Annotated in this window: 20 protein-coding genes and 1 tRNA gene; 12 read left to right on the top strand and 9 right to left on the bottom strand. The window is 68.8% G+C overall.

Annotation, left to right across the window (positions count from 1 at the left end; genetic code table 11):
- Nucleotides 1–113: 113 nt before the first annotated feature.
- From ARC20_RS13395 to coaE, 3 genes are read left to right on the top strand one after another with little or no spacing between them, the layout of a single operon-like run.
- A complete protein-coding gene (locus tag ARC20_RS13395; protein ID WP_057647939.1) occupies nucleotides 114–1,370 on the top strand; it encodes a type II secretion system F family protein in 1,257 nt (418 codons plus the stop codon).
- 6 nt (nucleotides 1,371–1,376) lie between these two features.
- Nucleotides 1,377–2,240 (top strand): prepilin peptidase, encoded by an 864-nt coding sequence (locus tag ARC20_RS13390; protein ID WP_057647937.1) that lies wholly within the window; start codon nucleotides 1,377–1,379, stop codon nucleotides 2,238–2,240.
- 16 nt (nucleotides 2,241–2,256) lie between these two features.
- The gene (coaE, locus tag ARC20_RS13385; RefSeq protein WP_057647935.1) at nucleotides 2,257–2,868 is read left to right on the top strand and encodes a dephospho-CoA kinase; all 612 of its coding nucleotides are present in this window, start codon (nucleotides 2,257–2,259) and stop codon (nucleotides 2,866–2,868) included.
- A gap of 4 nt (nucleotides 2,869–2,872) precedes the next feature.
- On the opposite strand, the gene ARC20_RS13380 is transcribed toward coaE, so the two are convergent.
- The 6 genes from ARC20_RS13380 to ARC20_RS13355 form a co-directional block, all read right to left on the bottom strand.
- Nucleotides 2,873–4,261, bottom strand: coding sequence for a sensor histidine kinase (locus ARC20_RS13380; RefSeq protein ID WP_057647933.1), 1,389 nt, complete (start codon nucleotides 4,259–4,261; stop codon nucleotides 2,873–2,875).
- Nucleotides 4,254–4,931, bottom strand: coding sequence for a response regulator transcription factor (locus tag ARC20_RS13375; protein ID WP_057647931.1), 678 nt, complete (start codon nucleotides 4,929–4,931; stop codon nucleotides 4,254–4,256). Before ARC20_RS13375 ends, ARC20_RS13380 begins: the two co-directional genes overlap by 8 nt.
- A gap of 213 nt (nucleotides 4,932–5,144) precedes the next feature.
- Complete coding sequence (locus tag ARC20_RS13370) at nucleotides 5,145–5,642, bottom strand: hypothetical protein (RefSeq protein ID WP_057647930.1); 498 nt, start codon at nucleotides 5,640–5,642, stop codon at nucleotides 5,145–5,147.
- A 220-nt stretch (nucleotides 5,643–5,862) separates the two neighbouring features.
- Nucleotides 5,863–6,783 (bottom strand): 30S ribosomal protein S6--L-glutamate ligase, encoded by a 921-nt coding sequence (gene rimK, locus ARC20_RS13365; RefSeq protein ID WP_057647928.1) that lies wholly within the window; start codon nucleotides 6,781–6,783, stop codon nucleotides 5,863–5,865.
- A gap of 83 nt (nucleotides 6,784–6,866) precedes the next feature.
- A tRNA-Gly gene (locus ARC20_RS13360) sits at nucleotides 6,867–6,940 on the bottom strand.
- A gap of 113 nt (nucleotides 6,941–7,053) precedes the next feature.
- A complete protein-coding gene (locus ARC20_RS13355; RefSeq protein WP_057647944.1) occupies nucleotides 7,054–8,829 on the bottom strand; it encodes an autotransporter domain-containing esterase in 1,776 nt (591 codons plus the stop codon).
- A 204-nt stretch (nucleotides 8,830–9,033) separates the two neighbouring features.
- Here ARC20_RS13355 and thiS point away from each other — a divergent pair, with 204 nt between their 5' ends.
- From thiS to ARC20_RS13335, 4 genes are read left to right on the top strand one after another with little or no spacing between them, the layout of a single operon-like run.
- Nucleotides 9,034–9,234, top strand: a complete 201-nt coding sequence (gene thiS, locus ARC20_RS13350; protein WP_057647925.1) for a sulfur carrier protein ThiS — start codon at nucleotides 9,034–9,036, stop codon at nucleotides 9,232–9,234.
- 59 nt (nucleotides 9,235–9,293) lie between these two features.
- Nucleotides 9,294–10,088, top strand: coding sequence for a thiazole synthase (locus tag ARC20_RS13345; protein ID WP_057647923.1), 795 nt, complete (start codon nucleotides 9,294–9,296; stop codon nucleotides 10,086–10,088).
- Nucleotides 10,088–10,822 carry a tRNA (guanosine(46)-N7)-methyltransferase TrmB gene (gene trmB, locus ARC20_RS13340; RefSeq protein WP_057647920.1) on the top strand — a complete coding sequence of 245 codons (735 nt, stop codon included), beginning with the start codon at nucleotides 10,088–10,090 and terminating at the stop codon, nucleotides 10,820–10,822. The genes ARC20_RS13345 and trmB overlap by 1 nt, the downstream gene beginning before the upstream one ends.
- A gap of 36 nt (nucleotides 10,823–10,858) precedes the next feature.
- Nucleotides 10,859–12,721: an SLC13 family permease gene (locus ARC20_RS13335; RefSeq protein WP_057647919.1), complete on the top strand. Its 1,863-nt coding sequence runs from the start codon at nucleotides 10,859–10,861 to the stop codon at nucleotides 12,719–12,721.
- Between the two features lie 3 nt (nucleotides 12,722–12,724).
- Here ARC20_RS13335 and ARC20_RS13330 read toward each other — a convergent pair whose 3' ends face one another.
- Nucleotides 12,725–13,072: a Rieske (2Fe-2S) protein gene (locus tag ARC20_RS13330; protein ID WP_057647917.1), complete on the bottom strand. Its 348-nt coding sequence runs from the start codon at nucleotides 13,070–13,072 to the stop codon at nucleotides 12,725–12,727.
- Between the two features lie 185 nt (nucleotides 13,073–13,257).
- Here ARC20_RS13330 and ARC20_RS13325 point away from each other — a divergent pair, with 185 nt between their 5' ends.
- From ARC20_RS13325 to ARC20_RS13305, 5 genes are all read left to right on the top strand, one after another.
- Nucleotides 13,258–13,533, top strand: coding sequence for a hypothetical protein (locus ARC20_RS13325; RefSeq protein WP_057647914.1), 276 nt, complete (start codon nucleotides 13,258–13,260; stop codon nucleotides 13,531–13,533).
- Nucleotides 13,534–13,622: 89 nt separating this feature from the next.
- Nucleotides 13,623–14,336: a fumarylacetoacetate hydrolase family protein gene (locus ARC20_RS13320; RefSeq protein ID WP_057647913.1), complete on the top strand. Its 714-nt coding sequence runs from the start codon at nucleotides 13,623–13,625 to the stop codon at nucleotides 14,334–14,336.
- 64 nt (nucleotides 14,337–14,400) lie between these two features.
- Nucleotides 14,401–14,805: a large-conductance mechanosensitive channel protein MscL gene (mscL, locus tag ARC20_RS13315; RefSeq protein ID WP_057647910.1), complete on the top strand. Its 405-nt coding sequence runs from the start codon at nucleotides 14,401–14,403 to the stop codon at nucleotides 14,803–14,805.
- Between the two features lie 87 nt (nucleotides 14,806–14,892).
- A complete protein-coding gene (locus ARC20_RS13310) occupies nucleotides 14,893–16,311 on the top strand; it encodes a M28 family peptidase (RefSeq protein WP_057647908.1) in 1,419 nt (472 codons plus the stop codon).
- Between the two features lie 108 nt (nucleotides 16,312–16,419).
- A complete protein-coding gene (locus tag ARC20_RS13305) occupies nucleotides 16,420–18,378 on the top strand; it encodes a glycoside hydrolase family 97 protein (protein ID WP_338062993.1) in 1,959 nt (652 codons plus the stop codon).
- 24 nt (nucleotides 18,379–18,402) lie between these two features.
- Here ARC20_RS13305 and ARC20_RS13300 read toward each other — a convergent pair whose 3' ends face one another.
- On the bottom strand, nucleotides 18,403–19,266 hold the full coding sequence (locus tag ARC20_RS13300; protein WP_057647906.1) for a TrmH family RNA methyltransferase: 864 nt from the start codon (nucleotides 19,264–19,266) through the stop codon (nucleotides 18,403–18,405).
- 96 nt (nucleotides 19,267–19,362) lie between these two features.
- Entirely contained in the window at nucleotides 19,363–20,802 is a 1,440-nt protein-coding gene (locus tag ARC20_RS13295; RefSeq protein ID WP_425478488.1) for an alanine/glycine:cation symporter family protein, read from the bottom strand.
- Nucleotides 20,803–20,858 lie beyond the last annotated feature (56 nt).

The following is a 20,858-nucleotide window of genomic DNA, read 5'->3' as shown; positions in this document are numbered from 1 at the left end:
CGCCGATAGCGTGACCCCCGGCACGGTTGCCCGCTCCCCCGTGTCATCGCCCCACGGAACCCGTTACCATGCGGCGATACTCCGGCCTGGGGATGGTCGGTAGGGGAAACGACATGTCCGTAGCGCGTAGCGCCATCAAGAAAGCACCGGTCGACCGAAATACCAGTCAGATGCTGCCGTTCGTCTGGGAGGGAACAGACAAGCGCGGCGTGAAGATGAAGGGGGAGCAGGCGGCAAAGAACGCCAACTTCCTTCGTGCCGAACTCCGCAAGCAGGGGATCACGCCCAGCGTGGTCAAGCCCAAGCCCAAGCCGCTGTTCGGCAGTGCCGGCAAGACCATCAGCGCCAAGGACATCGCCTTCTTCAGCCGTCAGATGGCGACGATGATGAAGTCGGGCGTGCCGATCGTGGGCGCCCTGGAGATCATCGGCAGCGGGCACAAGAACCCGCGCATGAAGAAAATGGTCACCGATATCCGCACGGATATCGAGGGCGGCTCCTCGCTCTACGAGGCAATCAGCAAGCACCCCGTGCAGTTCGACGAGCTCTATCGCAACCTCGTCCGCGCGGGTGAAGGTGCCGGTGTGCTCGAGACGGTGCTCGATACCGTCGCCACTTATAAAGAGAACATCGAAGCGCTCAAGGGCAAGATCAAGAAGGCCCTGTTCTACCCGGCCATGGTCATCGCGGTGGCGATCATCGTCAGCGCAATCCTGCTCATCTTCGTGGTGCCGCAGTTCGAGTCGGTGTTCAAGAACTTCGGCGCCGAGCTGCCTGCCTTCACCCAGATCATCGTGAATCTTTCCAGATTCATGGTGTCCTGGTGGTGGCTGATGCTTCTCATCGTGGTCGGAAGTGGCTTCGGCATCCTGTATGCCTACAAGCGATCTCCCAGCATGCAGCATGGTCTGGACCGATTGATCCTCAAGGTGCCGGTCATCGGCCAGATCATGAACAACAGCTCGATCGCCCGCTTCTCGCGTACCACGGCCGTGACATTCCGCGCGGGCGTGCCACTCGTCGAAGCCCTGGGCATCGTGGCAGGCGCGACCGGCAACTCCGTGTACGAGAAAGCCGTCCTGCGCATGCGCGACGACGTGTCGGTCGGCTACCCGGTCAACATGGCGATGAAGCAGGTCAACCTGTTCCCGCACATGGTGGTCCAGATGACCGCCATCGGCGAAGAAGCCGGTGCACTCGATGCGATGCTGTTCAAGGTTGCGGAGTACTACGAGCAGGAGGTCAACAATGCGGTTGACGCCCTGAGCAGCCTGCTGGAGCCTATGATCATGATCTTCATCGGCACCATCGTGGGCAGCATGGTCATCGGCATGTACCTGCCCATCTTCAAACTGGCGGCAGTGGTCTAACAACACATGGCATTTCTCGACCAGCACCCCGGCCTCGGCTTCCCCGCCGCGGCCGGCCTGGGACTGCTGCTGGGCAGTTTCCTCAACGTAGTGATCCTGCGCCTGCCCAAGCGCATGGAGTGGCAGTGGAAGCGCGATGCGCGCGAGATCCTCGGCGAACCGGACATCTACGAGCCGCCACCGCCGGGCATCGTGGTCGAGCCCTCGCACTGCCCGCACTGCAAGCACAAGCTGTCCTGGTACGAGAACATCCCGGTGTTCAGCTGGCTGGCCCTGCGCGGCAAGTGCCGGCACTGCCATACGCCCATCTCCATCCAGTACCCGCTGGTCGAACTGCTGACCTCGCTGCTGGTCGTGGCCAGCGTGTGGCGCTTCGGCTTCGGCTGGCAGGGCTTCGGCGCGATCGTGCTGAGCTGCTTCCTGGTGGCGCTGTCCGGCATCGACCTGCGCACGCGCCTGCTGCCGGACCAGCTCACCCTGCCCCTCATGTGGCTGGGCCTGATCGGCTCGATGGACAATCTCTACATGCATGCCAAGCCCGCCCTGCTGGGCGCGGCGGTGGGCTATTTCTCGCTCTGGGCGGTGTGGTGGCTGTTCAAGCAGCTCACCGGCAAGGAGGGCATGGGCCATGGCGACTTCAAGCTGCTGGCCGCGCTCGGCGCCTGGTGCGGCCTCAATGGCATCCTGCCGATCATCCTGATCTCCTCGCTGGTCGGGGCGATCATCGGTTCGATCTGGCTGGCCGCCAAGGGCCGCGATCGGGCCACGCCCATTCCGTTCGGCCCCTACCTGGCCATCGCCGGCTGGATCGTGTTCTTCTGGGGCAATTCGATCATCACCGGCTACAAGCAGTACGCCGGCCTCGGCTGAACCGCCGGGCGAGGCCATGAGCGGTTACGTCATCGGGCTGACCGGGGGCATCGCCTCCGGCAAGAGCGCGCTCGGGCGCGAGTTCGAATCCCTGGGCGTCACCGTGGTGGACGCCGATGTCGTTGCCCGCGAAGTGGTCGCGCCCGGCCCGGTGCTGTCGCGCATCGCCGAGCGTTTCGGCCAGCACCTGCTGCAGCCCGACGGCACGCTCGACCGGCGCGCCCTGCGCGAGTTGGTCTTCGCCGACGAGGAACTGCGGCTGGCCCTGGAGGCCATCACCCACCCCGCCATCCGCGAGCGCCTGCGGGCGCAGTGCGATGCGGCCCCCGGCCCCTACGCCATCGCGGCCATCCCGCTGCTCACCGAAGCCGGCGGGCGCCGGGTCTATCCGTGGCTGGACCGCGTCCTGGTGGTCGACGCACCGGTATCCCTGCAGCGCGAACGCCTGATGGCCCGCGACGGCATCGACGCCGCCCTGGCCGACCGCATGATCGCCGCGCAGGCCCGCCGCGAGCAGCGGCTGGCGCTGGCCGACGATGTCGTCGTCAATGATGGCAACCCGGCCCACCTGCAGGCGCGGGCACGCGAACTGGCCGCGCAATACCTGGCATTGAGCCAGGCAGGCTGAGCCTTCAGGAGGCGGCCGGCGGTTCCTCGCGCGGCGGCTCCAGCGCGGGCACGCCCTCCCCGCTGAAATACAGGGTGGCGACCACGCCCCGCGTCTCGCCCGGGCGCACGCCCACCCGCCAGCCGTACAGGTCGCACAGCCGGCTCACGATCGAAAGGCCGATGCCGCCGCCCTGCGAATGGCCCGCATGCGTGCCGCGGTAGCCACGCTGGAACAGCTTGGCGGCGTCTTCCTGGCTGAGGCCCGGGCCAGTATCAGCCACTTCGACCGCGTCCTCGTGGACGATCACCCGCACCTGCCCTTCCTGCGTGTACTTCACCGCATTGCCGATCAGGTTGCCCAGCGCCACCGACAACGCCGACTCCGGCGCGTCGATCACCAGGTCGCTGACCCCTTCCAGCACGAGCTCCAGCGGCTTGCCACCCAGCTGCGCGCGATGCGCCTCGAGCAGCTGCTCGGCGACCTTGGCGACGTTGCTGCTGCCCTGCCCGCGCTCGTTGCGCGAAAGCAGCAACAGCGCGCCGATGAGATCGCTGCACTGCTGCTCGGCACGCTGGATGCGCTGCAGGCGCTGCAGCACCTTGTCATCGAGATTCGGGCGCGTCAGCAGCAATTCGGTCGCGCCGCGGATCACCGCCAGCGGCGTGCGCAGCTCGTGGCTGACGTCCGCATTGAACTCGCGGTCGCGCTGCACCACCTCGGTCAGCCGGTTGGAATAGTCGTCCAGCGCGCCGGCCAGCTGGCCGACCTCGTCGTCGGTGAAGTACGGCGCCAGCGGCTTGGGCTCGCTGGTGCCGCCGCGGTAGGCGCGCAGGCGCGCGGCCAGGTCGGACACCGGCCGCATCACCTTCGAGGCCGACCACCAACCCAGCACCAGCGAGAGCAGGCTGAACACCAGTACCGAGATCAGCAGCGTGCGGTTGAGCTGCACCTCGCCGCGCTGGGCCTGGGTCATGTCATAGGCCAGGAAGAACCAGGCCTCGTCGGTCTTGCGTACGGCCAGGCGGTAGGCGAACGGCCTGCCCTCCTCGTCCACGCCGCTGACGATGCGGTACACGCCCGGCTTGAGGTCCACCCAGTCCGGGTGTTCCTGGTAGAGCCGGTCCAGCCGGTCGCGCGAATACACCCAGCCACGGATCTGGTCGATCGGCACCGGCGGGTTGTGGCTGGGGTCTGCGTAGAAGCGGCGGACATACTCGTCGATGTTCCGCTCCATCACGTCTTCGACGAGCTGGTTCTCCACGCGCGCGCGCGTCCACTTGGTGGCGAACGCGAACAGGCTGGTCAGGCAGAAGCCCAACAGCACGAAGGACAGGATGATTCGACTCCGCAGCCGCCTGCGGTACAGCCCGCGCTTCTGCGCGGGCCGGGCGGCGCTACCGCGCTCAGGCATCGGGTGAGGCGATCCGGTAACCGATGCCATGGCGGGTCTGGATCAGCGGCACGTCGAACGGCTTGTCGACCACCGCGCGCAGGCCATGGATATGCACGCGCAGCGAATCCGAATCAGGCAGCTCCTCGCCCCAGACGCGGGTTTCCAGTTCCTGGCGGGTGACCACCGCCGGGGAAGCCTCCATCAGCGCCTGCAGGATCTTCAGCGCGGTCGGGTTGAGCTGCAGCAGCTTGCCGCGGCGGCGCACTTCGAGGGTGTCCAGGTTGTATTCCAGGTCGCCGGTTTCCAGCACGCGGGTATGCACGCCCTTGCCGCGGCGCGAGAGCGCGTTGAGGCGCACCTCCACTTCCTGCAGCGCGAACGGCTTGATCAGGTAGTCGTCGGCGCCGGAATCGAAACCGGCCAGCTTGTTGTCCAGCGAATCGCGCGCGGTGAGCATCAGCACCGGCGTCTGCTTGCGCGCTTCGTTGCGCAGCTTGCGGCAGACCTCGATGCCGTCCATGCCGGGCAGGTTGAGGTCGAGCACGATGGCGTCGAAGTCGTGGACCACCGCCAGGTGCAGGCCGGTGACGCCATCGGCGGCGAAATCCACGGTGTGGCCACGGTCTTCCAGGTAGTCACCCAGGTTGGCGGCGATGTCGCTGTTGTCTTCGATTACCAGAATTCGCACTTGGTGGTTCCTTTACGGTTCTTGCGGTTGCGTCGCACTGCGTGGCCGCGGAAGGCCCGCCGCGCCGGCGGATGAGACGGCTATCATCCCGGGCACTCGTCAAGATCCTGTTGACGGCACGCCGATCGTCGAGAGGTCAGACCCGACCGGCGACGAAAAGTTGCCTCTGATGCCTCGTGGCCGGCCGCCGTGGCGGACCGGCCTGATGCTTCCTTACCGGCCGCTGCCGCCGTTGCGCGGGTCGTACTGCAGCTGCCGCTGCGACAGGTCGCGCGTGGCGCGCTCACCCTGCTCGCGCAGGCGACGGCGCTCGGCCACGGTCATGCACTTGGAGGTGATGCGGTTGGAGCCCATCTGGCGCTCGCGCTCGCAGACCACGCGGCTGTCTTCCTTGGCGCCGGTCAGCAGCGTGTTGACGATTTCCTGGTCGTTGAAGGCCTGGGTCTCGGCTTCCGGCGTCAGCGGGCGGCCGCCGGAGGCTTCCAGCGCGCCAGTGATCCGGCCCAGCGCCTCGCGCACCTTGCTGCGGTTTTCGACCGAAATTTCCGCATAGGTCTCGCCATCGGCCATCTGCGTGTTGATTTTCTGCAGCTGCTTGGCGACGACGTCGGGGGAGTTGTGCAGGTTCAGCGGCGCCTCGGCCGGCGCGGCGAACGCGCTGGCGGCCAGGGCAAGGGAAGAGACCAACAACACGCTGACGAACCGTTTCATGAGGCAACCATCCATAGTGAGGAAAACCGACTGTAATCCATGGCCCTGACCGGGTAAATCGCGCCCTCCCGGGTAGCCCGCGCGGGCTTCGGGCAACAAAAAGGCCCAGGCGCTGGCCGCGCCTGGGCCGAAACATCCCGATTCACCGTTTCCTGCGAGGGCAGAGCTGCGGTCTGGTAGAGGCTAGCCCCCGACCAATTAAACAGCCGTTAAATTTTTATCAAGAAGTTGCCCGGCGACGCGATCGGGCCGGCTTGGCCCCGCCAGCGGCCACCGCCGCCTCGACCCGGGCCAGCACCGCCCCCGCCACGTCCACCCCGCAGACCGCCTCGACCCCCTCCAGGCCGGGGGTCGAATTGACCTCCAGCACCAGCGGGCCCCGTTTGGAACGGATCAGGTCCACGCCCGCCACTTCCAGCCCCAGCGCGCGGGCCGAACGCACCGCGACGTCGCGCTCCTGCTCGGTGGCCACGGCGGCGGCGGCGCTGCCGCCCAAGTGCAGGTTGGAGCGGAAGTCGCCCTCGGCCGCCTGTCGGCGCATGGCCGCCACGACCTGGTCACCGACCACGAAGCAGCGCAGGTCCGCGCCCTCGGCCTCGCCGATGAACTCCTGGACGAGGAAATTGGCATACAGCCCACGCAACGCCTCGACCACCCCGCGCGACGCGCTCGCCTTCTCGGTGAGGATCACGCCGGTGCCCTGGGCGCCCTCGTTGAGCTTCACCACGTGCGGCGGCGGGCCGAGCATGGAGAGCAGGTCCTGGGTGTCGTCGGGGTTGTCGCCGAACACGGTGATCGGCATGTCGATGCCCTGCGCCGCCAGCAGCTGGTGCGCGCGCAGCTTGTCGCGCCCGCGCAGGATCGCGTCGGAGGGGTTGGGCGTGTAGGTGCCCATCATCTCGAACTGGCGCAGCACGGCCGTGCCGTAACGGGTGACCGAGGCGCCGATGCGCGGGATCACCGCATCGAATCCGGTGATCGCCCGGCCCTTGTAGTGCATGGAAAACTGCCCGGCGGCGATGCGCATGTAGCAGCGCAGCGGGTCGAGGATGCGCACGGTGTGCCCGCGCTCGCGCGCGGCTTCCACCAGGCGTCGGGTGGAGTACAACTTGCTGTTGCGGGAAAGGATGGCGAGCTTCATCGCGGCCGGTCGCGGAGCAGGCCGGACGCATCTTGCCCGGCCCGGTGAAGTGAAGCCTCAGGCGCATCTCGCGGCCTGGAAGATGGAGCGGGCGATGGGAATCGAACCCACGTCAGTAGCTTGGGAAGCTACAGCTCTACCATTGAGCTACGCCCGCGCGGCGTTGGCGCAAGTCTAGGGGCCGCCGCGGGTGAACGCAATGCGCGGCGGGCAAACGAAAGGGGCCGGCAATGCCGGCCCCTCGCGTGTGTCGCACGGTGGTTCGATGGATCAGAACGCGCCGCTGAAGTTGACGAACACCGTCATGTCGCGCGCGCTCTTCTGCGCGGTGGTCGAGGTCACGCCGAAGTTGCTCTGCAGGCCCCACACGCCGGTCCGCGCGCCGAGCACGACGGTGGCGTAGTTGCGGTCGAAGTCGATGCCCGGCACGTAGTACGTGCCCACGTCCGGCATCGACTGCAGCCACGCGCTGGCTTCGGTGTTGTCCTTGAAATCGTGGTCGTAGGTCAGCTGCAGGTACGGCTTGATCGAACCGCCGTCCAGGCGGAACTGCCAGCCCACGCGGCCGACCAGCGACTCGACGTCCTGGTCGTCGTAGCCGAGCGCGGTGGCGCTCTCGTTGCCTTCGACGTAGCCGTCCATCTTCACCTTCTGCCAGGTCAGGCCGACCACCGGGCCGTGCTTGAAGCTGCCCTCGCCCAGCTCGTAGCCGGCGTTGACGGCGGCGGTCAGGTTGCTGCCGTCGGCCGAGCCCTTGTGCTCGCGGGTGGCCGGGCCGAGCTGGACCTTGCGGTTCACGTCATAGCTCAGCCAGCTGTAGCTCACCTGCGCGTTGACCCATACCGGGCCGGTGTACCAGCCGAAGAAGCCGCCGAGGGTGGTGTCGTCCTGGGTGAAGTCGCCACGGCTCTGGCCGAAGTCGGCGTCCATGCGGCCGTAGCCGGCGAAGCCGCCGAACACCAGGTCGCCGCGGTTCCAGTCCACGCCGAACAGGCCGGCCGGGGCCAGGCCGTCATACAGGTCGGCATGGTCGTAGCGCTGGTAGTCACCGCGCACGCTGCCCCACCAGCGGGTGCCGTCCGATTCCGGCTTGCCGTCCAGGTGCCAGGCGACCTGGTCGGCGCGCGCGCGGCCGGTGACCGCGGCCGAGTGCATCAGCACCTGCTGCAGGCGCGGCGCCTCCAGGATCGACAGCGCGTACTGGCCGAGGATCTGGTGGGTGGCGGTGGTCGGGTGCACGCCGTCGGCGAACAGCCAGGTGTTCTGCGCGTTCGGCGCGGCCAGGCTGGTCGGGTTGCAGGTCGGCAGCACCGCGGTGCAGGCCTGGCCGGTGACGTTGGTGAAGCCGTAGGTGCCCGGGTCGGCGACGATTTCCTGCAGGATGTGGAAGGTGTCGACCGGGATCACGCGCAGGCCGGCGGTCTGCAGGCCGGAGAACAGCGCGTTGTTGTAGGCGGTGGCCAGCGCGGTGCCCTGCGCCATGCCGGCCGCGCCCAGCGCGCGCGAGGACGGGGTCAGGCCGATGTCCGGGATGGTCGGGACCATCACGTACTTGGCGCCGGCCGCCTCGAGCTGGCCGACGATGCCGACCTGCGCGGTGACGGCCGCGCCGATGGTGGCCTGCGCCGGGGCGCCGGCGGCCACGGCGAACAGGTCGTTGGCGCCGCCCCACACGGTGTACAGCGCGTTCGGGTTGGCCTTGCCGCCGTTGGCGGTCAGGTAGTTGTTGACCTGGGTGACCAGCGAGGGCGCCGAGCCCAGCGCGCTCACCGAGGTGGCATTCACGCGCGCGCCGCCGGCGGCGTAGTTGTCGCCGGTCTGGCCGTTGCCGTTCGCCGCGGCGTTGGTGCCGTAGTAGTCGGCCACGTATTCGGCCCACACCCAGCCCGGGTTGGTGGTGAACTTGCCGGTCACCGGCTGCACGCTCGCCGGCAGCAGCGGACGGTAGTAGCCGCTGTCGGTAAGGCTGTCGCCGAAGAAGACGGTCTGGTTGTAGGCCGAATCGGCGAACGCCGGCGCGGAGGCCAGCGCGATGGCGACTGCCATCAGGGAACGGATCGGACGGAACGACGAAGACATCGGGGAACTCCCTGTTTTTTTGTTGACCCTGGGGGATCGTGGGTACCGCCTGCCTGCAAGCGTACGCAGGCGCATGGTGCATCTTTCCACCGCACCGGCGACCGCTCACGCTGCACTGCGGCATGAAACGAAAGCGCGCGCCGGTTTGGCGCGCGATGCGACAATGATGACATGGACATCCAGCTCAATGGCGAACCCCGCCACATCGCCCCCGATACCACCCTGGCCGCGCTGCTCGGCAGCGAAGGCCTGGCCGAGCGCCGGGTCGCGGTTGAGATCAACGGCGAGATCGTGCCGCGCGGCCGCCACGCCGAACACCGCCTGGCCGAGGGCGACCGCATCGAGATCGTGCACGCGCTCGGCGGCGGCTGACGCCCGCGCACCGGGCGCGCATGCAGCGGGCCGGGGGTGGGATGGGTGATAATTGCGCGATGAGCAACCCGACCTCCCCCGATTCGCTGGTCATCGCCGGCAAGACCTACCGTTCCCGACTGCTGACCGGCACGGGCAAGTTCAAGGATCTCGAAGAAACCCGCGTGGCCACCGAGGCCGCCGGCGCCGAGATCGTCACCGTGGCGATCCGCCGCGTGAATATCGGCCAGAACGCCAACGAGCCGAACCTGCTCGACGCCCTGCCGCCGGACCGCTACACGATCCTGCCCAACACCGCCGGCTGCTACACCGCCGAGGACGCGGTGCGCACCTGCCGGCTGGCGCGCGAGCTGCTCGACGGCCACAACCTCACCAAGCTGGAAGTGCTGGGCGACCAGAAGACCCTGTACCCGGACGTGGTGCAGACGCTCAAGGCCGCCGAACTGCTCGTGGCCGACGGCTTCGACGTGATGGTCTACACCAGCGACGACCCGATCCTGGCCAAGCGCCTGGAGGAGATCGGCTGCGCGGCGGTGATGCCGCTGGCCGCGCCGATCGGCTCGGGCCTGGGCATCCAGAACAAGTACAACCTGCTGCAGATCATCGAAGACGCCAAGGTGCCGATCATCGTCGACGCCGGCGTCGGCACCGCCTCGGACGCGGCCATCGCGATGGAGCTGGGCTGCGACGGCGTGCTGATGAACACCGCCATCGCCGGCGCGCGCCAGCCGGTGCTGATGGCCAGCGCGATGCGCAAGGCCGTGGAAGCCGGCCGCGAGGCGTTCCTGGCCGGGCGCATCCCGCGCAAGCGCTACGCCAGCGCATCCTCGCCGGTGGACGGACTGGTCGGCTGATGACCGATCCGTTCTCCAGCAGCGGCTCCAAGGCGCCGCCCAAGCCGTTCACGGTTACCGAAGGCCGCCGCGAGGTCCGCAGCTTCGTGCTGCGCCAGGGCCGCTTCACGCCGGCCCAGCAGCGCGCGTTCGACGAGGCCTGGCCGCGCTTCGGCCTGGACTTCACCGGCGCCCCGCGCGACTACGACGCCGTGTTCGGCCGCCCCGCACCCAAGGTGCTGGAGATCGGCTTCGGCAATGGCGCCGCGCTGCGCTTCGCCGCCCGGCAGGACCCGAGCCGCGACTACATCGGCATCGAGGTCCATGCCCCCGGCGTGGGCCGCCTGCTCAACGCGCTGGCCGAGGACGGCAGCGACAACGTGCGCCTCTACCACCACGACGCGGTCGAGGTGCTGGAGAAGGAAATCGCCGACGGCACGCTGGACGAGGTGCGCATCTACTTCCCCGACCCGTGGCACAAGAAGCGCCACAACAAGCGCCGCCTGGTGCAGCCGGCCTTCGCCGCGCTGCTGGTGCGCAAGCTGCGCCCGGGCGGCCGCCTGCATTGCGCCACGGATTGGGAAAACTACGCCGAGCAAATGTGGGACGTGCTCGACGCCACCGAAGGCCTCGCCAACCGCGCCGGCCCGCGTGGCCACGTGCCGCGCCCGGAATGGCGTCCGCAAACCCACTTCGAGACGCGTGGCCAGAAACTGGGCCATGGCGTCTGGGATCTGCTCTACGATCGAGCCTGAGCCCCGGCCCGCTCACCCAAGGAAACCCGCCGCGACATGGAAACCGCGCTGACGCTGACCAACGACATGAAGCTGGTGCTGGCGTTGGTCGGCTTCACGATGGCGATGTTCCTGTTCGAGCGCATCCGCGCCGATGTAGTGGCGCTGATCGTGCTGGTGGTGCTCGGCGTCACCGGCCTGATCGCCCCGGAGGAGATCTTCGGCGGCTTCTCCGGTAACGCGGTGATCAGCATCATCGCCACCACCATCCTCGGCGCCGGGCTCGAACGCACCGGCGCGCTGAACCGCCTCGCCTCCTGGCTGCTGCGCCGCTCGCACGGCAACGAGAAGCGGCTGATGACCATGACCCTGGCCATCTCCGGGCTCAACTCCTCCTTCATGCAGAACCCCTCGGTGATGGCGCTGTACCTGCCGGTCGCCTCGCGGCTGGCCGCGCGCACCGGCCTGACCCTGCAGCGCCTGCTGCTGCCGATCGCCGCGGCCATCGTGATGGGCGGCGCGCTGACCATGGTCGGCAACTCGCCGCTGATCCTGCTCAACGACCTGCTGATCTCCGCCAACAACAACCTGCCCTCCGGCATGGCCACCATCGAGCCGCTGCGCATGTTCGCGCCGCTACCGATCGGCGTGGGCCTGCTGGTCGCCGCGCTGCTGTACTTCCGCTACTACGGCGACCGCAAGCTGGTGGAAGAGGAATCGCTGGCCAACGACGGCGTCACCCCGGCCCGCACCGAAAGCTATTTCGCCAAGACCTACGGCATCGAGGGCGACGTGTTCGAGCTGGTGGTCAGCGCCGAGAGCCCGCTGGTCGGCATGACGCTGGGCGAGGCCGAGGGCCTGCACGACGCGCCGCTGATGCTCGCGCTGAAGACCGGCAACGACACCCGCCTGGCGCCGCCGGCGGACATGCGCATCTGGGTGGGCAGCGTGCTCGGCGTGATGGGCGCGCGCCAGCACGTGGCCGATTTCGCGCAGAACCAGTTCCTGCGCATGTCCTCGCGGCTGCGCCACCTGGGCGACCTGTTCAACCCCAGCCGCGCGGGCATCTCCGAGGCGCTGATCCCGCCGAACTCGCGCTTCATCGGCAAGAGCGCCGGCGAACTGCGCCTGCGCAAGCAGAGCGGCATCAGCCTGCTGGCGATCAACCGCGACAAGCAGGTCATCCGCGACGACGTGCGCCAGGAAAAGCTGCGCGCCGGCGACATGCTGGTGTTCCACAGCATCTGGCAGGACCTGGGCCAGGCGGCGGAAACGCGCGATTTCGTCGTCGTCACCGACTACCCCAAGGGCGAGCAGCGGCCGCACAAGTTCAAGATCGCCATGGCGATCTTCGCGGTGACGATCCTGATCGCGCTGACCTCCAAGCTGCCGGTCTCGCTCACCCTGATGACCGGCGTGGCCGGCATGCTGGTCACCGGCGTGCTGCGCATGGACGAGGCCTATGCCTCGATCAACTGGAAGACGGTGTTCCTGATGGCCGGGCTGATCCCGCTCGGCTGGGCGATGGACAGCAGCGGCACCGCGGCGTGGGTGGCGGGCCATACCATCGAGCGCCTGCCCGAGGGCATCCCGGTGTGGGTGCTGGAGATCGCGCTGGCCCTGCTGACCACCGCGTTCTCGCTGGTGATCAGCCACGTCGGGGCGACCATCGTGATGGTGCCCATCGCGGTGAACCTGGCGCTGGCGGCGGGCGGCAACCCGACCGCGTTCGCGTTGATCGTGGCGCTGTCGGCCTCCAACAACCTGATGACCGCTTCCAACCCGGTGATCTCCATGGTCACCGGCCCGGCCAACTACACCCCGCGCGAGCTGTGGCGGGTGGGCGCGCCGCTCTCGCTGATCTACGTGGCGGTGATGGTCGGGGTCATCCACCTGATGACCTGGTGGGGCGGCCTGTAAGGCTCAGGCCAGGCGGATTTCGCCTTCGGCCACGTTGACGCCGACCGCGCGCAGGCGGTCGCCCCGGCACGGGCCGGACACGCAATCGCCCTGCACCAGCTCGAAGGATGCCCCGTGCGCGGCGCAGACCAGATGGCCCTGCGCGCTCTTGAGGAACTGCCCCGGCGCCCAGTCCAGGCGACGCCCGGCATGCGGGCAGACGTTCAACCACGCCCGCACCTGCGCGCCCTCGCGGTACAGCACCAGCGATTCGGCGTCGCCATCCACGCGCGCCTCCACTTCCAGGAAACCGCCGTCGGGCAGTTGGTCGAGACGGGCGAGGAAGGACGGATCAGCTTCGGCGGCGGACATGACAAGCGTTTTGCGCGGACAGGTCGACATTGTGGCATGCGCCCTCCAGCGGCCCCTGCGACAAATTTTCGGCGCTCGTAACCCGCTGATATGCAAGCACTAAAACGCGCATTAACGGATTTTTCACTCACGCCGCCATCACGCCCCTGATACTGCCGCCTGGCTCGTTACGGCAACCCACCGCCATGCGTACTTCCTATTTCCAGTTCGGCAACGTCCGCACGCTGTTCGCCCCCCGCAAGCCGCGCCACCCGCTGGTGCGCCTGGCCGCGGGCCTGGCTGGCCTGGCGATCCTGGCCGTGCTGATCTTCTTCGGCGTGTTCGTCGGCGCGGCGATGATCCTGGTCGGCGTGACCTGGAAGCTGCTCAGCCGCAAGCGCGCGCCGGCCGCCGCCCGTGCCGATGTCGTCGACGCCGAATACCGCGTCGTCCGCAAGCCTGCCCTGCCGCTCTCGCGCTGAGGCCCCACCGCTGGCGCAGGACGCGCCGCGGCTGCCACCCGTCCAGCCCCGCGCTAGACTCGCACGTTCCCCCACGAAGGACGTGCCGAATGACTTCCGATGTAATCCCCGCCGCTGAAACCCCGCGCATTCCCGTCGTGGGCGGCGGTACGTTCCCGGTGCGCCGCATCTACTGCGTGGGCCGCAACTTCGCCGACCACGCCCGCGAGATGGGCGCCCAGGCCCCGGCCTCGAAGGCCGAGCGCGGCCAGCCGGTGTTCTTCATGAAGCCCGCCGACGCCATCGTCGTCGGCCACGGCGACGAGATTCCCTACCCCTCCGCGACCCACGACCTGCACCACGAGGTCGAGCTGGTCGTCGCGCTGGGGCAAGACGCGCCGGCCGGCGTGCTGCCGGTCGAGCAGGCCGAGGCGCTGGTATACGGCTACGGCGTCGGCCTGGACCTGACCCGTCGCGACCTGCAGGCCAACGCCAAGGCCAAGGGCCTGCCGTGGGACATCGCCAAAGGCTTCGACCATTCGGCCCCGGTGAGCGAGCTGGTGCATGCCGGTGAAGTGGGCGCGCTGGAAGCGCTCAACCTGTCGCTGGAGGTCAACGGCGAAGTGCGCCAGCAATCGCTGCTGGACCAGATGATCTGGAACGTGCCGGAAATCCTGCACGAACTCTCCAAGCTCTACGCGCTCAAGGCGGGCGATCTCGTCTTCATGGGCACGCCGGCCGGGGTAGCGGCGCTGCAGCCGGGCGACCGCTTCAGCGCGCGGCTGGAGAACGTCGCCGAACGCCATGGCGTCATTTCGCGCTGAACCGTGATCGCGCGCTTACGTCGCAGCCGCTAGGATCATCGTGTACCCAACAAGAGGAGACGCCATGGGCATGTTGAAGGAGTTCAAGGATTTCGCCATGCGCGGCAACGTGATCGACCTCGCCGTCGGCGTGGTGATCGGCGCGGCGTTCGGCAAGATCGTCACCGCGCTGGTGGAGAAGATCATCATGCCGCCGATCGGCCTGCTGATCGGCGGGGTCGATTTCTCCAAGATGGCCTGGGTGCTGGCGCCGGCGCGCGTGGGCGCGGACGGCAAGGACATCCCGGCGGTGGTCATCGGCTACGGCGATTTCCTCAACACCCTGGTGCAGTTCATCATCGTGGCCTTCGCCATCTTCCTGGTGGTCAAGGCGATCAACCGCCTGCACAAGCCCAAGGAAGCGGCCCCGGCCGCCCCCAGCGAGGAAGTCGTGCTGCTGCGCGAGATCCGCGATTCGCTGAAGAAGTGATCCATGTTGCGGGAGGGTGACCTCCCGCACAGGGCTCCCCGGCCGCGCGCTGCTAGGCTCGCGGTCTACCCTGCCATGGAGCCCTTCATGCGTCGCCTCGCTGTCGCCATTGCCGCGCTGCTCGCCACTTCCGGCGCCCTCGCCGCCGAACCCACCTCGATTCCCGCCAAGTCCCTGGCCGCCGCCGCGCAGCTGCGCGAGCAGGCCCTGGCCGACGACACCGCGTGGAAGGTCACCGAATCGCTGACCACCGAGGTCGGCCCGCGCATGGCCGGCAGCGAAGCCGATGCCCGCGCCGTCGCCTGGGCGAAGGCCAAGTTCAAGGCGCTGGGCTTCGACAAGGTGTACGTCGAGCCGGTGACCTTCCCGAAGTGGGAGCGTCGCGGCGAGCAGGCGCAGGTGGTCGGCGCCAACGCGCAGCCGCTGCACGTCACCGCGCTGGGCGGCAGCCCGGCCGGCACCGTCGAGGGCGAGATCGTGCGCTTCCCCGACCTGGCCGCGCTGAAGGCCGCGCCGGCAGGCTCGCTGGCCGGCAAGATTGCCTTCGTCGACTACCAGATGGGCAAGAAGCGCGACGGCGCCGATTACGGCATCGGCGGCGCGGTGCGTTCGCGCGCGCCCTCCGAGGCGATCCGCAAGGGCGCCGTCGGCTTCCTGATGCGCTCGGCCGGTACCGATTCGCATCGCGTGCCGCACACCGGCATCACCCGCTTCGATGAAGGCCTCACCCCGGTGCCGTCGGCCGCGCTGTCCTCGCCCGACGCCGACCAGCTCGCCCGCCTCGCCGCACTCGGCCCGGTGCGCGTGCGCGTCGCGCTGGACTGCGGCTGGGACGGCACCGCCACCTCGTACAACGTGATCGGCGAGATCACCGGGCGCGGCAAGCCGAAGGAGGTCGTGGTGATCGGCGGCCACCTCGATTCGTGGGACCTGGGCACCGGCGCGATCGACGATGGCGCGGGCGTGGGCATCACCATGGCGGCCGGCCACCTGATCGGCCAGCTCAAGCAGGCGCCCAAGCGCACCATCCGCGTGGTGGCCTTCGCCAACGAGGAGCAGGGCCTGTACGGCGGCAAGGCGTACGCCGAAGCGCGGGCGAAGGCCGGCGAGCTGCCGGTGCACCAGATCGGCGCGGAGAGCGACTTCGGCGCCGGCCGCATCTACGGCTTCAACACCGGCTCGGGCAATGCGGAAGGCTCGCGCGAGGCGACCCGGCAGATCGCCGAAGTGCTCGCGCCGCTGGGCATCGAATACATGCCGGCCAAGGGGGGCCCGGGCCCGGACATCGGCCCGATCGCGGCCAAGGGCGGCGCGTGGGGCTGGCTGGCCCAGGACGGCACCGACTACTTCGACCTGCACCACACCGCCGACGACACGCTCGACAAGATCGACCCGAAGGCGCTGGCGCAGAACGTGGCCGCCTACGCGGTGTTCGCCTATCTCGCCGCGGAGGCCGATGGCGGCTTCGGCAGCGAGGCGAAGGCGACGGTGCCGCCGAGCGAGTAAGGACCGAGGCGCACGCCGAAGAAGCAGGTAACGTTATCGGACACGTCCGGCGCGCCACGGCCGCCGGCACTTTCCTGGGAGGGAACGTTCGTGTCCGGATCGCATCGCCTGGCTCTCGCGTGGTTGCCTGTCGTGTTCGCCTGCACGTTCGCGTGCCAGGCGAAAACCCTGCGGATTTCCTCGCCCGAACAGCACGCCACGCTGGAGTTCTCGCTCTCGGACGGGGGGCAGGCGAGTTATCGCGTGCTCTACGACGGGCGCGAAATCATCGCGCCCTCCGCGCTCGGATGGCTTGAGCGCGATGCGCCGAAATCGCGCCAATGGGTGCTGCAAGGCAGCAAGGAAAGCGCGCACGACAGCACTTACGTGCTGCCCGCGGGCAAGACGCGTGTCGCGCGGGATCGCTATCGCGAACTGCGCGTCGCGCTCGCCGACCAGAACGGCGCGCGCATGGATCTGGTATTCCGCTCCTACGATGAAGGCATCGCGTTTCGTTATGTCCTGCCGAAAGCGACGCAGGTGCGCATCCGCGACGAACTGACCGGCTTCGCCTTCGCCGGCGACTATCCGTGCTGGTCGCTCAACCTCGGTCACTTCGGCACCAGCCACGAAGGCGAGTTCGATGCGATCCCCGCGTCGCGCCTGCGTTCGCACAACCGCATCGAATTGCCGCTGGTGTGCCAGGCCGACGCGAAGGGCACCACGCTGGCGATTGCCGAAGCCGACCTGCGCGACTACGCCGGGCTGTACCTCGCCGGCCCCGACAGCGGCGCGCTCGGCGTAGTCGCCAAGCTCTCCCCCCGGTTGGACGATCCCTCGCTCGCGGTGTCCCTCGACGCGGGCGGCCGCGATGTCGCCACGCCGTGGCGCGTGGTGATGCTCGGCGCGCAGCCGGGCGCGCTCATTTCCTCCACGCTGATCGAGAACCTCAATCCGCCCGGCACGATCGCGGATACGTCATGGATCCGCCCGGGCAAATCCGCCTGGGACTGGTGGTCCGGCTGGCGCGCGCCCGACGCGATCGCCGCCGGCGCCACCACCAGCACCGCCTCGCTCAAGCGCTACATCGACCATGCGCAGTCGATGGGCCTGGAATACATGCTGGTCGATGACGGCTGGTACCACGGCAGCACCGGCGACGGGCAATACCACGCCGATGCCAACATCCTGCAGCCGGTCGCCGGCCTGGACCTGCCGGCGATGGTGCAGTACGCACGCGAGCGCGATGTCGGGCTATGGTTGTGGACGCACTGGCGCGCGCTCGACGCGCACATGGACGAAGCCCTGGCGTGGTACGAGCAGCTCGGCATCAAGGGCATCAAGGTCGACTTCATGGACCGCGACGACCAGCAGATGGTGGACTTCTACCATCGCCTGCTCGCGCGCGCCGCCGCGCACCACCTGCTGGTGGACCTGCACGGCGCCTACCACCCCACCGGGCTGTCGCGCACGTATCCGAACCTGCTCACGCAGGAGGGCGTGCTCGGCGCCGAATACAACAAGTGGAGCACGCGCGCGACCGCCGGCCACAACCTCACCCTGCCCTTCACCCGCATGCTGCTCGGGCCGATGGACTACACGCCGGGTGGCTTCCGCAACGTCACGCCCGCGCAGTTCAAACCGCGCAACGACCTGCCGCTGGTGATGACCACGCGCGCGCAGCAGCTGGCGATGTACGTGGTGTACGAGAGCCCGTTCGCGGTGGTGGCCGACAGCCCCGATGCCTACGCCGGCGCGGAAGGCGTGCAGTTCCTGCGCGACGTGCCCGCCCGCTGGGACGAGACGCGCGTGCCCGGCGGCGCGATCGGCGAGCACATCCTCGTCGCGCGGCGACATGGCCGCGACTGGTACGTGGGCGCCATGACCAACGAACAGTCGCGCACGCTGCAGCTGCCGCTGGATTTCCTCGGCCCGGGGCGCTGGCGCGCGACGCTCTACCTGGACGGCGCGGCGCCGGACCGCGTGGACGTGCAGACACGCGAGGTGGATGCGCGCTCGGCGCCACTGGCGCTCACGCTGGCGGGCAGCGGGGGCGCGGCGGTGCGCTTCGAACCGCTGCGCCCGTGAGCGCCGCCCACCTTCAAGGGTGACTCAGCCCGCCTGCACCCGCGCCCGCCAGCTGGCGAGCAGCACCGCGGTGGCACTGGCGACGTTGAGGCTTTCCACCGCGCCGCTACCGGGAATGGACAGCCGCAGGTCGCAGGCTTCGGCCAGCCCGCGGTCCATGCCCTCGCCCTCCGCCCCCAGCACGTAGACCAGCCGCGAAGGCAGGCGCGTGGTGAACAGGTCCTGCCCGCCGTCCACCAGCGTGGCGGCGAGCACGAAGCCGGCGTCGTGCAGCAGTTCGTCGGCCTGCGCGGCCTTGGGCAGGCGCACCAGCGCCACGGCTTCCGCGCCGCCCTCGGCCACGCGGGCGGCGGCGCCGGAGAGCGCCAGCGGCGAATGTTCGGGCAGCAGGATCGCCGACACACCGAAGTGCGCGGCCGAACGCAGGATCGCGCCGAAGTTGTGCGGGTTGCCCACGCCATCCAGCCACAGCAGCAGCTTCGGGCCGGGCCGCAGGATCGTCAGCCAGTCGGCCAGCGCGGGAATCGGCTCGCGCTGCACGTCGGCCACGACGCCTTCGTGGTGCTGGCTGGCGGCGAGCTTGTCCAGGTCGCCCGGTTCCACCACGCGGTAGCCGACGCGATGGGCCACGCACCACTTCAGCAGCGGCTGCAGCTTGGGGATCATGGCCTCGGACAGGTAGAGCTTGCGCAGCGCCGCCGGGCGCCGCTTGAACACCGCCAGCACGGCGTTGCGGCCGTACAGCCGCAGTTCCTCGCCCCGCGGCGGCGCACCGCCACCCTCGGCGGGATCACGCGGCGGGCGCGGCGGACGCGGGCCGGCGGGGCGCGAGCCGCCGCGCGGTTCGGCGGGGCGCGGCGAGCGGTGGGATTTCCAGGGATCGTTCACTGCAAGGTTCCGGTAGAGGAAGGCCGCGCGCGGATGCGCGGCCTTCGGCGGGGGCATGATGCCGCCCCGCGCCGCCCCCGTCACCCTCGGCGGGTTTCAGCCTTCACGCCGCTTCCAGAAATCGGCGTTGCGGATGCCTACCGCGTCGGGGTCGAACACCGGGTCCAGCCCCAGCTTCTTCTGCCGCTCGTAGTCGCGCAGCGCGATCAGCGCCGGCTTGCGCACGATGAAGATAGCGATGATGTTCAGCCACGCCATCAGCCCCACGCCGATGTCGCCCAACGCCCACGCCACGCTGGCGTTGTGGAAGGCGCCGAAGATCACCATGCCGATGATGCCCAGCCGCAGCACCAGCACGGTGAGCGGGCGGTGGCGGTTGTGGTTGAGGTAGCTGAGGTTGGTTTCGGCCATGTAGTAATAGGCCATGATGGTGGTGAAGGCGAAGAAGAACAGCGCCACCGCCACGAAGCCCGCGCCCCAGCCCGGCAGCACCGATTCCACCGCCGCCTGCGCGAAGCCCGGGCCTTCCTGCACCCCCGCCAGGCCGGCGAACAACGGCGCGCCGCCGTCCGGCGAATACACGTTGTAGGTGCCGGTGGCCAGGATCAGGAACGCGGTGGACGTGCACACCATCATGGTGTCGAAGTAGATCGCGAACGCCTGCACGTAGCCCTGCTTGGCCGGGTGCGAGACCTCCGCGGCGGCGGCGGCGTGCGGGCCGGTGCCCTGGCCGGCTTCGTTGGCGTAGATGCCGCGCTTCACGCCCCACTCCACCGCCAGGCCCAGCAGCGCGCCGAACGCGGCATGGCTGCCGAAGGCGCTGTCGAAGATCAGCGCGAACATGCCCGGCACCTGCTCGGCGTTGAGCACCATCACGGTGACCGCCATCAGGATGAAACCACCGGCCATGAACGGCACCACGACCTCGGCGAAGTTGGCGATGCGCTTCACGCCGCCGAAGATGATCACCGCCAGCATCAGCGCCACGCCGATGCCCAGCACCAGCTTGAACGCATCGCGCGCGGGCATGCCCAGCCACTGGCCCTCGAAACCGTTGCACCAGCCGGTGCCGGCGCAGGCGTTGGCCGCGCTGTCGGCGATGGCATTGGCCTGCACGCCGGGCATCAGGAAGCCGGCGGCGACGATGGTGGCCAGCGCGAACAGCATCGCGTACCACTTCAGCCCCATGGCTTTTTCGATGTAGTACGCCGGGCCACCGCGGTAGCGGCCGTCGGCGTCCTTCACCTTGTAGATCTGCGCCAACGTGGATTCCACGTACGAGGTGGAGGCGCCGAGGAAGCCCATCACCCACATCCAGAAGATCGCCCCCGGCCCGCCGAACGCAATGGCGGTGGCCACGCCGGCGATGTTGCCGATGCCGATGCGCCCGGCCATGGACATCGCCAGCGCCTGGAACGAGGACACGCCCGCCTCCGACTTCTCGCCGCGCACGGTGAGCCGCAGCATCTCCACGAAGCCGCGCACCTGCATGAAGCGGGTGGCGAAGCTGAAGTACAAGCCGGCACCCAGGCACATGACGATGAGCGCCTTGCTCCAGATGATGCCGTTGATCCCCTCGATGATCGATTCCA

Source organism: Stenotrophomonas panacihumi (assembly GCF_001431645.1).
GTDB lineage: Bacteria > Pseudomonadota > Gammaproteobacteria > Xanthomonadales > Xanthomonadaceae > Stenotrophomonas_A > Stenotrophomonas_A panacihumi.
This window is presented reverse-complemented; position numbering and strand designations above follow the sequence as displayed.